Origin of the sequence: Nostoc cf. edaphicum LEGE 07299 (genome assembly GCF_015207245.1) — a bacterium.
GTDB lineage: Bacteria > Cyanobacteriota > Cyanobacteriia > Cyanobacteriales > Nostocaceae > Nostoc > Nostoc edaphicum_B.
The window spans coordinates 1-12,012 of the sequence record NZ_JADEXF010000021.1; the positions used below are offsets into that span (position 1 = coordinate 1).

At 40.4% G+C, this 12,012-nt stretch carries 13 protein-coding genes; 6 read left to right on the top strand and 7 right to left on the bottom strand.

What is annotated here, in order from left to right:
• Nucleotides 1–192 precede the first annotated feature (192 nt).
• Nucleotides 193–1,476 carry an MFS transporter gene (locus IQ229_RS01265; protein ID WP_194040548.1) on the bottom strand — a complete coding sequence of 428 codons (1,284 nt, stop codon included), beginning with the start codon at nt 1,474–1,476 and terminating at the stop codon, nt 193–195.
• A gap of 571 nt (nt 1,477–2,047) precedes the next feature.
• Between IQ229_RS01265 and IQ229_RS01270 the strand changes: the two genes are divergently transcribed.
• Both IQ229_RS01270 and IQ229_RS01275 read left to right on the top strand, forming a co-directional pair.
• Nucleotides 2,048–3,619, top strand: coding sequence for an adenosine deaminase (locus IQ229_RS01270; RefSeq protein ID WP_194040550.1), 1,572 nt, complete (start codon nt 2,048–2,050; stop codon nt 3,617–3,619).
• 461 nt (nt 3,620–4,080) lie between these two features.
• Nucleotides 4,081–4,302 (top strand): DUF4327 family protein, encoded by a 222-nt coding sequence (locus IQ229_RS01275; protein WP_194040552.1) that lies wholly within the window; start codon nt 4,081–4,083, stop codon nt 4,300–4,302.
• A gap of 361 nt (nt 4,303–4,663) precedes the next feature.
• Here IQ229_RS01275 and IQ229_RS01280 read toward each other — a convergent pair whose 3' ends face one another.
• The 3 genes from IQ229_RS01280 to IQ229_RS01290 form a co-directional block, all read right to left on the bottom strand.
• On the bottom strand, nt 4,664–5,125 hold the full coding sequence (locus tag IQ229_RS01280) for a DUF6632 domain-containing protein (RefSeq protein WP_322743921.1): 462 nt from the start codon (nt 5,123–5,125) through the stop codon (nt 4,664–4,666).
• A 318-nt stretch (nt 5,126–5,443) separates the two neighbouring features.
• Nucleotides 5,444–6,286, bottom strand: coding sequence for a DNA adenine methylase (locus IQ229_RS01285; RefSeq protein ID WP_194040554.1), 843 nt, complete (start codon nt 6,284–6,286; stop codon nt 5,444–5,446).
• Nucleotides 6,279–6,554 carry a hypothetical protein gene (locus tag IQ229_RS01290; protein ID WP_194040556.1) on the bottom strand — a complete coding sequence of 92 codons (276 nt, stop codon included), beginning with the start codon at nt 6,552–6,554 and terminating at the stop codon, nt 6,279–6,281. Before IQ229_RS01290 ends, IQ229_RS01285 begins: the two co-directional genes overlap by 8 nt.
• Nucleotides 6,555–6,964: 410 nt before the next feature.
• On the opposite strand from IQ229_RS01290, the gene IQ229_RS01295 reads away from it, so the two are divergent.
• The gene (locus IQ229_RS01295) at nt 6,965–7,822 is read left to right on the top strand and encodes a sulfurtransferase (RefSeq protein ID WP_194040557.1); all 858 of its coding nucleotides are present in this window, start codon (nt 6,965–6,967) and stop codon (nt 7,820–7,822) included.
• A 31-nt stretch (nt 7,823–7,853) separates the two neighbouring features.
• Here the strand turns inward: IQ229_RS01295 and IQ229_RS01300 are convergent, their stop codons facing one another.
• Complete coding sequence (locus IQ229_RS01300; RefSeq protein WP_228012980.1) at nt 7,854–8,300, bottom strand: protease inhibitor I42 family protein; 447 nt, start codon at nt 8,298–8,300, stop codon at nt 7,854–7,856.
• Between the two features lie 7 nt (nt 8,301–8,307).
• On the opposite strand from IQ229_RS01300, the gene IQ229_RS24775 reads away from it, so the two are divergent.
• A complete protein-coding gene (locus IQ229_RS24775) occupies nt 8,308–8,460 on the top strand; it encodes a DUF4351 domain-containing protein (protein WP_409339883.1) in 153 nt (50 codons plus the stop codon).
• Between the two features lie 103 nt (nt 8,461–8,563).
• On the opposite strand, the gene IQ229_RS01310 is transcribed toward IQ229_RS24775, so the two are convergent.
• A complete protein-coding gene (locus IQ229_RS01310) occupies nt 8,564–8,755 on the bottom strand; it encodes a hypothetical protein (RefSeq protein WP_099099305.1) in 192 nt (63 codons plus the stop codon).
• A 435-nt stretch (nt 8,756–9,190) separates the two neighbouring features.
• Between IQ229_RS01310 and hypA the strand changes: the two genes are divergently transcribed.
• Nucleotides 9,191–9,532: a hydrogenase maturation nickel metallochaperone HypA gene (gene hypA / locus IQ229_RS01315; protein ID WP_194040561.1), complete on the top strand. Its 342-nt coding sequence runs from the start codon at nt 9,191–9,193 to the stop codon at nt 9,530–9,532.
• A gap of 497 nt (nt 9,533–10,029) precedes the next feature.
• On the opposite strand, the gene hpf is transcribed toward hypA, so the two are convergent.
• Nucleotides 10,030–10,677, bottom strand: coding sequence for a ribosome hibernation-promoting factor, HPF/YfiA family (gene hpf / locus IQ229_RS01320; protein ID WP_194040563.1), 648 nt, complete (start codon nt 10,675–10,677; stop codon nt 10,030–10,032).
• A 621-nt stretch (nt 10,678–11,298) separates the two neighbouring features.
• On the opposite strand from hpf, the gene lipB reads away from it, so the two are divergent.
• Nucleotides 11,299–11,991, top strand: a complete 693-nt coding sequence (lipB, locus tag IQ229_RS01325) for a lipoyl(octanoyl) transferase LipB (RefSeq protein WP_194040565.1) — start codon at nt 11,299–11,301, stop codon at nt 11,989–11,991.
• The last annotated feature ends 21 nt before the right edge of the window (nt 11,992–12,012 follow it).

Sequence of the window (12,012 nt, forward strand, 5' to 3'; positions counted from 1 at the left end):
GATAAAAATGCTGGGTTAGTTGATAAACAATGTAGATTGGCAAAAATAACTATTAATAAAAAATATTCCCTCTGCCTCCTGCTTTTGATTAATTAACAACTCTTCAGTAGGGGTGTGTTAGTGACAGGTGTATGAGCCTACAGCACGCTAGCGCATTCGGATTACGGATTACGAATTAATATCAAATGCTTACTACTCAGGCAAAACATTAACTGAATCGTTACTGAAATTCTGTTCAAGATAGCGTGGATTGCTTACTCCCACTTGCAAAAGCAGTGCTGTAACTAATGCACCGATAGCTGCTACTAAGAAGGTAGTTTTATAGTCAATATTCTCCACTATCCATCCACCTAGTAGAGGAGCAAGGATGCTGGCAGGGGCAATAAGGGTATTACCAAGACCAATATAGGCTGGTCGTTGGTGTTGGTTTCCAAACTCTAAGGTCATTACCGCAGCAATATTTTGCAGAGCTATCATACCTATTCCCTCTGCTATAAATACCAAGTAAAACCAGTTGGTATTTGATGCTAAACAAGCTAAAACCGAACTGAAAGCACAGGCTACACAACCAATTTGTAGAATCAACTTGCAACCGGTGCGATCGCCTAACCAACCCAAAACCAATCCAGCAATAGTTTGTGTGAGCATCAATAGAGTCGTAATGAACCCAATGGATGCTTCTCCCATCCCATATTGATGTACGGCATAGAGTGTATAGAAGGGAAGTGGCATCAGTGCTAACTGTGAGATCATACGTGCGATCACAAAGCAACGGAAATTCTCATCAGAGCGGAGAATCACAATCAGACTGTCCCAAAATTCACGTCTACTTTCAAAGGCTGATGGTGTGATGCTTACTGGCTCTCGTGTTTTAGACATAAAAAACCAAGATAGAGCCATTGCAAAACTGGCACACAAAAAACACAGAGCAAAGTTAAATGGTTGAGCAATTTCCTTAAGCAGTAAACCAGCGATCGCAGCACCACAAACACTCATCAGATTACCAGATGCTGATAAAGTACCGTAAAAAATACCAAGCTTTTTGGAGGGAACAATTTTAGCAACCATACTTTGCCAAGCAGTAGCGCTAAACCCACCGCCTAGTCCTTGCCAAATGAGTATGGCAAATGTCAACAGTAAGATAGTTTGGTGATTGAATTTTAGTTGTAACAAAGCCACCAATGCTAATCCCAAAAATGGAAGCTTCTGATGAATTGTCAATAACATTACAGTTGGTTTGTAACACTGTAGACGAGCTACTTTACTAGCTGTTAATAGCTGAGGTAGTTGCCAGCCTAAGCGTGGAATAGCTGGGATCAGACCGATGAGTAATGCAGAATCAGTAAGAGTACTAACAAATAAAGGAAGAATCGTGAAAAATGAAGCAAAACCACTCCCAAAACCAAAAAATCCACTTTCAATAACATTGACAGTAAAATTATGGCGAAGGTTTTTTTGAATTTCAGAATTAAGCATTTTTATAGATATTACAAGTTAGGTGATTTATTCTGTTTTGGGGAAACTCAGGCTGCATTTTAAGCAGGTTTATCTTCTTTTTGTAGATACTTAGAAATCACCTAAGTACACACAAAAACCTGAGTTCCATAGATTGTTCCCAAATGTTGTACTTAAATCACCGTTGAAAAATATTTTTGTAAAATATCCCTATTTTTAATGGTGAGCCTTACTGCAAAGGAGTTTAGGTTAGTGGCAAGTGTAGGTTAGCTTTGAAGTTGTAAGTCTGTGGTGCGTGATTGGTAAGCAGTGTAGATTATGCCAAAGCTCACGCCTATTAATCATAGAGATTGACTTGACAATAAAATAGCGAAAGCATAGGCGTAGTTCGTTGTAGACATCGCCCAAAAGGTATTGATAAAGGTTGATTTGAAACTGGACTCTTTGGATTGAGTCGAAGGAAAACTGGAAGTGTGTTTATTAGTCTGTTGACCTACAGGATTGTCGTGAGTTAAAAATTTATAGTTGATGGTTTTGAACAGCATGAGAACTACATTCATACTGGCCATGTTTTACAAAAAAATAAATCTATATGCATAGACGAGCGCCCTTATCTTTGTTTTTAGGAGTATTAACGAGTTCTAGCTGTTTTATCTTTAGTGTAGTAGCCCAAGTCCCATCTAATTCGCAGCAGTCCTCGACTCGGAGTGAAGCTGAAACTGCTAGTTGGTTTGAAGCTCATCGCAAGCAGCCAGCCGCTTTACGAGCATTTGTACAGCGAATGCCGAAGGGAGGAGATATCCACAGTCATCTAAGCGGGGCTGTGTACGCAGAAAAATATCTGGAGTGGGCTGCCATCGATGGGTATTGTGTGAATCCAAAGATGGGGGCTTTAGTTGAACCTAAGGCTTGCGGTCAGGACAGTAGCTATTTTCCAGCCTCAGAATTGTTAAACCGAACATCTGTTTATGATTCCCTAATAAATCGTTGGTCTACTCGTAACCTCCAATTTGCTGGAAAATCCGGACACGATCAATTTTTTGAGGCTTTTAGTGGTTTTGGGCCAATATCAGATTCTATGAGCCGTCGGGATGATATGGTCGCGTCAGTAGCAAATCGGGCAGCTTCGCAGCATATTACCTATCTAGAGTTAATGCTTACCGTTCAGGGCAGTGAGGTTCGACAGCTAGGGCGTGAAGTTGGTTGGAATAAAGATTTGCAAGAGATGCACCGTCAATTGCTCAAACGAGGATTAACTAAGCTAGTGACACTCGGCAACCAGCAATTTACACAGTTGGAGCGCGAAGTTTCAAAAACACTCGGTTGCGGCACTCCATCGGCACAGCCTGGGTGTGCAGTGACGGTGCGCTATTTGCAGCAAACAACAAGAACAAAGTCGCCCGTTGAAGTGTTTGCTCAGTTAGCTTATGCCTTTGCATTAGATTCATCGGATTCGCGGGTAGTTGGCATCAATCTTGTCGCCCCAGAAGACAACCCGATTGCACTGCGCGACTACACCCTACAAATGCAAATGCTGCAATTTTTTAAACGCCAATATCCCAATGTCAAGGTCGCGCTCCATGCCGGAGAGTTAACCCTGGGGTTGGTTCCGACCGAGGATTTACGTTTTCATATTCGGCAAGCTGTAGAAGTGGCACAGGCATCTCGCATCGGACATGGCGTTGATATTTTTTTTGAGGAGCGTCCTTTCGAGTTGATGGAGCAAATGCGGCGACGCGGCGTGTTGGTCGAAATCTGCCTGACCAGTAATGAGGTCATTTTGAATGTCCAGGGAGATCAGCATCCTTTTAGGGAGTATTGGAAGGCTGGAGTACCAATGACTCTTGCTTCCGATGATGAAGGCATTTCCCGCATCGATTTGAGTCATGAGTATTTGTTAGCAGCAACGAGATATGGGCTGAGATATAAAGACCTCAAGCGACTGGCTCGTAATGGCTTAGAATATAGTTTCGCTTCGGGAAATAGTCTCTGGAAGTCGCCTGAGTTTAAGACAATGGTTCCAGCTTGTGCAAGCGATACCCCTGGTGAAACCTCTGTTTCTCAAGGGTGCAGTGCTTTTTTGAACAAAAGCGATCGCGCGCGGATTCAATGGCAGCTAGAATCGGAATTTGCTAGGTTTGAGTCATTGCAGAACTGGCTTTGATTGACTTTCACGAAAAATGTAGAGCAACGAATTGTTTGACCGCAGCGACAAATTAGAAGTTAAGTTTTTCATACCTGCAAGCTTTACTGCAAACAATACTTTTGCCAAACTTTTTCTAGGCACTTATTTTGGCAAAGGTATTGTTAATTTAGTGTATTTTCTCGATTCTATATTGATTCCCCTCTTATAGCTTTGTCTATACAGGATACAGACAAAAACACGCAAAAAATTTGAGGAATTTGTGAGGAAGTGCAAGATTATCTCTTCAGTTTCATAGGACTAATAAAGGCAGTAGTTTAAGTAAAAAATTATACTTTTAAAGTCAAGATTGTCTAGGAATAAACTTATGTATCATTATTATCTTTTTCACAATTTCCTCAAATTCTTTTGGTAAGTTTAAGGTAAAGCCAAAGCATGAATTGTTCTGGTTTTGCAGAACTTAAATAGCTGGGAGAAGAGTTATGGATATTGCTGTCAAATATGACCTAGAAGTTATTAAAGAAGAAGCGCGCCAACTTATTCACAAAGGACTTGTAAGACGTAACCAGCCAATTTATGCTTTGTGTCAGTACATTCCTGGTCGAGATTGGATTTGTGTTGAGCTTGAGCTAGAAGAAAACGACTTTTTACTTAGAGATAAAATTATCGATCTGTTAGGTCGTGAAGACTGGATTGAAGATTGAAACAAAAGTGTAATGCTAAAAATGTCACAGTGTTGCTTTGAACCACATCTGTGTTATGAACGCAAGCCCTTGCGCCTTTACCACGTGGTCTATTTACCTGAAAATAGCTGTAAATCTACCGCTGCCGTTGGTTTCGACTTCGCTCAACCAACTAAAGAATCGAGAGTTGAACGAAGCGATGCACTGAGCGTAGTCGAAGTGTCGAAACTCGTCAACCTAGGTAGATTTTTTGTCAGAAATCACTTTAGATGTTGAAGATGTGATTTAGAAGCCGCTTTGAAGTCTGCGGTTGATTTTAACCGCGTTATGCTAGCTTTACGAATTTTCCTCTATCCACTGCATTTGATTTATTATGCCGCGCTCACTCATGCACTGGCGCTACTTCGCGTGATGCAAAGAAACCAAGGACAATTGCTACCAAAATCAATGCTGGAACATCGCCGAAGAGGTGTCCACGTTCCACAGGGTCAATCACTGCGTGTACCGCCATGATCAGCCCATGAACAAAACTCGACCAGACGGTGAACCAGATTAAACTGAGATGCGCTTCTGGTTTTCGAGAAGCCCATAGTAAAAAGACACCGAGCGTCGCATAAACACCAACGATCATCTGTTCATATTCGTATTGACCTGGTTGCCATGACCAACCCGATGGCCATATCTTCATCAAAGGATAGACCAGGAGAAAAGCAATTCCAACAACAACAAGGGCAATTTGCAAGTACCGATGCTGCTCATCCATTACTCCAACCTCACAGTATTTTTCCAGGGTAGTTTCTACTAATGGAATACCTACTTGTAATAATATTCTTGCTAGTGACACTTCAACTTAGGAGTGTTAAAAATCTTGATGTTCCTCGTGTTTTAAAGTTGATCCAACGCTGCATCGTCCCTAATGCTTATTTGTTACTCGTTATGCCGTCTGTGTATACTGAAGAAAATATCGAAAAGATTCAAGCTGAGATAGTGGCTTCCAATACGGTTTAGGAAAAGGGAAAAAGGTGAATTCATTCAAACCTTTACCCCTTACGCGAAAAACGCAATGTATTTATTTGGCTTAATTGCTGCTTAACCAGAACTTGCGCGTGGAGGAATCCGCTTGCGTCAATTTCCCCCCCACAGATTGCGGGAACTAAACTTCTCACACAACCTCCATGATTGGATGCAAATTGTATGATTCAACAGGATAGTTGGTAATAAACAGTTCCTTGCCTTTGTCTGCCTTCTGCTGTTTGTAGTTGTTCATCCCGTATTGCAACTCCCATTCATAAATGTAGGCAAAAGAAAAGTGATGCCGCACTTGTTCACAGTTATCGTAAGTGATCAACCATTTGTGTGAACACTCCGACATCAGTTTGGCAAAGCGAGAATGGTCAAAACAGGTATGCAAATCACCTTTCTTACCATAAAGCTTAGATTTAGTCTTGCTGAGATAAGGTGGATCTAGAAAGATAAATACATCTTCTCCCGGTTCGGTAAGTAGGGTGCTGTAGTCGAAGTTACTCACACGGGTATTAACAAAGCAACCATTCAAAGCCGCTAGTCGCTCAATCGAAGAGTCTGTAAACCGACCTTTGAAGGAAGCACTACTATAACCGCCACTCTCAATGGTTCCTGAAAAGCTGATCCGGTTAAGAACAAAGAACCGTACACCCCGCTCTAGTGGACTCATGGTACTCGTATCTGCGACGGCGAGAGATTTAAATAAGGCACGTCCATCTGTTGTCTGATTTTTTACTTTCCAGACTGACTCAACTAGCTTTGGTAGATTGGTTTTGACTTGATGCCAGAAGTAGTAGAGTTCAAGGTTTAGATCATTGACCCAGCAAGGCATACTGGGGTACTTCTGTAAAACATGAAAAAATACAGAACCACCGCCAACAAAAGGTTCACGAAATTCCTTAAATGTAGGAGGTAGATAGTGAGCAATCTGAGGAATTGCCTTCTGCTTTCCGCCGGGATAACGTAATGGACTTTTAAACATACTTATTCTGATCTGGTAGTCGATCTATCGTGATTGATGGTTGCTTGGACAAATGAAATTGAGGATTCAACCACAGTAGCAGCAGCGCATTAGCCGCTAGTCTCAATTCATTTAAGAGTAATAAATTTAACTCTGTTAACTTGCTGACATCTCTAAGTTGAGCATTGTTAGCTCTAATTGTCAGGCTGACCTCTGGGTAAGTTCTAATTATTACTTCCGTTATCAGGTACTCTAATACACGACCATGCAGGTTTGAACGGGGTGTCATATTTGTGGAACATTATGTTTTTCCACAGAGTAACCGATGACCTGTCAAAGTAATGTGATTTGAAAGCTTCGTAAAATTACACGAAATCAGACGCAGTGATTATGTAATTTTTATTACTTTTTCTGCTGTACTTCTAGGTGATACAGCCTGTTTATGGTTGCAGAACGCCCTCATGTTTGCAGGTATGCTCCTCAGCAAACGCATAAATTTACGCATCAAAATCAATCGGCTTTTGGAATAGATGGAAATATTCTAAATGAGGTTTGGCGAGAGTGATTATTTTAGGCAGGCAATAGGCACAAAAGTTCTTTTGTAACATTCAACATTCATTCTTCTGTAATTTGCATTTCAAAATGCAAATCTACCAAGGGCGATAATGCCTAATGGTACAATAACAGAAGCATGAAAGCGTGAATACAAAACTCCTCATTTCTCCCCAAAAACTCACGTCACTGTTAGCAGAAAAATCATCACAGACTGTCATTATCGATACGCGAAGTCAAGAAGATTATACTATTTCTCATATTTCTCAATCCATAAATATTAGAGATTTTTTCACCTATCTTTTAGAGAATTCCTCCCCAGCAGGATTAAAGGAATTGCAAGAGTATTTTGCAGAAATCATGAGCAGGGTAGGAATATCTGGTGCAGAACAGTTAATTGTTTATGAAGATGCTTTAAATAAAGGTTATGGTCAATCTTGTCGAGCAGCTTTCTTACTGAAATATTTGGGTTGCGCTCAGGTATCTATTTTACACGGAGGATATACAGCATGGCTGACAGAAGGATTACCTACTACCGATGAAGTACCATTACGTGAAAGCAGCATATTTAGATTGCATCCCAATGCTGACATAATGGTTACTACCAGTGAGATGTTGCAAGCAATTGACAATCCAGCAATCATTAAATTAGATGTGCGCGATCGCAACGAATGGCTTGGGTTGAGTTCTTCTCCTTACCATCCTGATTTTTGTCCTCGCAAAGGTAGAATCCCTAACGCTGTATGGTTAGAATGGCATCATCTAATGAATTCTGAATCGGAAATTTCCACGTTCCGATCGCCAGATGAAATCCGAGAAATTTGTCAGTCAGTAGGTATTACTTCTGAGTCAATTGTGTACATTTACTGCTTTAAAGGTTCAAGGGCTGCGAATACATTAATAGCCCTTGAAGAGGCAGGAATTTCTGCTAGAAATTATTTTGGCTCTTGGCATGAATGGTCTCGTGATTTTTCACTACCAATTGATAGCAGAGTCATGCAATGAGGGTATAAACTTTAGTCTTAATAGACTACTACTATTTTATTTGGAGGGTAACATCAAATCGCTGGTCGGTCGAGCGATCGCCTTGCCAAGATTGCCATTCCTTGAGTTTTAATCTAACTACCCCTGTAGCTTTAGCTTTGAAGGTAAATATTCGTTTTCCACCAACACCTGTGCGTCCATATGTTGGGCTGCTATAAAAGGTTGAATTCTGAAATTCAATCACATCTGGATCGGTTTTTTCTATCTCCCAGATGTATCCCGTGCTTGGATTTTCTGCTAGATTGAGGACAATGACACTGCCACTGTCAACTGTAAAGGTTTTACCTTTGTCTGCCTGGGCAATGGTAAGCGGTGGCACTTTCTGGTTCTTAATACATTTGTAGCGATCGACTACCCCAACGACGGGTTGAGCATTGAGATAACTTATAAACCCGCGATTAAGTTCTAATACCGTAACCAGAGTTATTGGCATCAACATAAAGAACATTGTTCAGCACCAAATATATCGTAAACTCATTGAGAAACAGACATCAATTAATAGTTTCATAGATACTATGAACCTACAAGTTCATTTGGAGACACTTAGCGAAGTTCTGTTAGATTTTACAGCGATCGCGGATTTTAGCAGATTTATTTAACTTCAACCATAGTTGATAATTGACTAAGTTTTCAGGCTTTTGATGGGTGCAACAATTACGTAGCGACTCTGAATTATTTACCCATTGATTCTGACTTCTTCAATCAGACATCAACATTTATCTGTTCTATCTGTCTAGCGGCTTTATCCCAAAGCTTTGCTGAAGTCTCATCTTGCCAATGAGTTCTCAGATTTTCCGCTTTTTTGTGACATATTCGTTCTAACATTTCTAATATTGCGGATAATGTCAGTTTATTAATTAATGATTCTAAAATCTCCATGTATTCTTTTTGCATGATTTTTACCTCCTTCATGTCATCCAATATATGCCAACAAAACCTACTTGTTCTTAAACTATACATTAAGATTTGTTGCGGAGTGTTACTAATATTCTGTCAGCTTATATATGCAGTTTAACCTATTTTTAATACTCAATTTTGAAAAATGAAAAAACTGTTTAATTCAAATATTTCCTCACAAGTTCCTCAAATTTTGTATCTAACTTAAAAATAGGGTTGGATAACTAAAAAGTATGAATTGTAATGCGATGGGTTATATTCTACCGGAGGCGATGGCTTCTCTCCGAGAGGCTACGCGAACGCCCGTCGTAGGCATCACAATTAGTTACGGTAATGAGATTGCGTTGAAAATCTATAACCTCTTGCTGAACAAGGAATAGAGATAGCAATTGATAAAATAAACCACTTAATCAAAACTGCGAGGAAAGAATTATGCATGAAGTTGGCATGATGCAAAATATTCTTGATGCTGCTGTCAAACGAGCTAAAGACGAAGGCGCTCAACACATTCGTTTAGTACAAATGCGAGTAGGTGAGGCATCTGATGTAGTACCAGATTCTTTGGAGTCTGCTTTTGATGTTGCCAAAAAAGGAACAATAGCGGAAGATGCCAAACTACAAGTCGAGAATGTTCCTGCTGTTTGTTATTGCTCGAATTGCAACATTGAATTTCACCCAACTAGCAAACTGAATGAATGTCCAGAGTGTCACCAAGCTAATTGTGAAGTGCATCAAGGTAACGAGTTTGAATTAGCTTTTCTAGAAGTGTCTTAATTTCTCGCCTGAATATTACTGAAGTTACCAATCAACTTGCAATGCATCAGGCAGATAAAATCAACTGTGTATTTTCATATTGCCGCGCGATCGCTAGCCGCGCAAGCCCTCTCTGTTTTGCCCGGTACAACACAAAACTCTGATGTCTACTTCCAAGAGAGATAAACTGTCAATCCCTATTAAGCTGGTGTGCATTCAAGTTGCACATTATCTGGTGGAGACTGTCATTAGTCATTTGTCCCTTGTCCTTTGTAAATACAAATGACTAATGACTAAGGACAAAGGACGACATTGATGGGTGATTATGTAATTTAGATGTGTTTTAGCTTATCTAGCTTGTGCAGATATCAGCCAGAAAGTCATGGATGAATTTGCTGCAATGACTGGGCGACAATATGGGAATGGGGATTGGAAGAGGCAGAGGTGCAGAGGAGAAAGACTTATTGCAACTTCTCTCCTGCTCCCCTCGTCTGGCTCATCCCCCTATTCCCCAGTCCCTATTTACTCGAATGCGACTTTTCCGGCATGACTATATTAGTGTGGCTTGCCTTACCATTTTTGCCGTTAGTCTGTCCGTTAGCATTGCGGGGATGAATGACACCATAACCGCCGTGGTTACGTTCGTAAATTACATTAATCTCTCCAGTTTCAGAATTGTGGAACATATAAAAGTCGTGTCCCACGAGTTGCAGTTGTTCTAGGGCTTCTGCAACAGTCATCGGCGGCATAGAAAAATATTTGGTGCGGACGACTTCGTTGGGCAATTCGGCGGTGCGATCGCCAATTAAATCTGTTACTATCGACTCTGGAATAACTACTTCTGTTGGTTGAGCATGAGTTTTGTGGTCTTGACGCCGTTCTTTATATTTCCGCAGTTGACGCGCAATTTTATCTGCAACTAAGTCAATGCTGGCATATAGGCTTTCGCTGCTTTCCTCGGCACGAATAACGCTACCATTAGCATAAATAGTTACTTCAGCCGCTTGTCTTGGATTAATTCGGGGATTCCGGGCGACGCTAAGATGCACATCCACTTCATTTGTAATGCTTTGAAAGTGACTAACTGCTTTTTCAATTTTTTGATGTACATACTCACGAATCGCATCGGTGATTTCAATATTTTTGCCGTGGATGACAAGCTTCATGTAATACTCTCCCGCTGAATATTTTAGATGTGTGAATTTGCTTTGTATGAAAAGAAATTGCGGTAAGGTTTATTACTCCCGCCAAAACAAATTGTGAACTATATTGTATCTACTGCTGTTAAGCTGTCTCTCAACTTGCTGCATCTGAGGAATTGTCAAGTATACCCTTGATTTACCTCCTCATCTCTGCGCTGATGTCTAATTGTATATCCAATTAGCACTCAAGAGTTGAGGAAATCTAATTGTAGCTCCTATGACTACCTTTTCTTTTAAAGGAATGCTTACAGAACTGTTGATAGTTGCTCCTTCTGTGTTCGATTGAGGTTTGCTTGCTGTTGTTCAAGAATACAAGGCTTTGTGGAAGTTTGATTCTGTTTGAAATGCAAACAATGGTATTAAAGTCATCAGCCAGTACATTCTTCCTTATTGTCTTGGCATAATGCTTATTGCAGAGAATTCCTCCTAAAACCTATTGAGGTTATATATTCAAGCTAGCACTTTGTATTTTCTAATGCACCTTCCCTTGACTTTCCTTTAAAATCCTTTGCAAAGCTTGACAATTGTTGATTCTAATCCTGTAACTTGAAATATATTTAGTTCTTTATACGGTTGAATTTTGGCATGATCCATAGTATAAAACCACAAAAAAATATTTGTTTGCTGTATAATCAAGGATTAATGCTTTACTTGGAAGCTCATGGATGGCAGCGATCGCTCGTCACTGAGCGCATTCATGACCCAAATCTAGATGATGTGTTAATTTTGCTAGAACATCCTCCTGTCTACACTTTGGGACAAGGAAGCAACTCAGACTTTCTCAAATTTGATATTGACAAAGATCAGTATGATGTGCATCGAGTTGAACGAGGTGGCGAGGTTACTTACCATTGTCCCGGTCAACTGGTGGGCTATCCAATTTTAAATCTGCAACGTTATCGTAAAGACCTTCATTGGTACTTACGGCAACTCGAAGAAGTAATAATTCGTGTATTGGCAGTTTATGGATTGCAAGGAGAAAGAATTCCGGCTTTTACTGGCGTTTGGTTGCAAGGGCGAAAAGTTGCAGCTATTGGTATTAAAGTCAGCCGTTGGATTACTATGCACGGCTTTGCATTAAATGTTTGTCCAGACATGACAGGGTTTGAGCGCATTGTACCTTGCGGTATTTCTGACAAACCTGTAGGCAGTTTAGCCGAATGGATTCCAGGTATCACCTGCCAAGAAGTGCGTTTTTACATAGCACAATCTTTTGCAGAAGTCTTTGGTGTGGAATTAGTAGAATCTCAGCCTCAAGGATTTTTCCGGTCTGAGTAAATTCAGCTTGTAATATGTAAT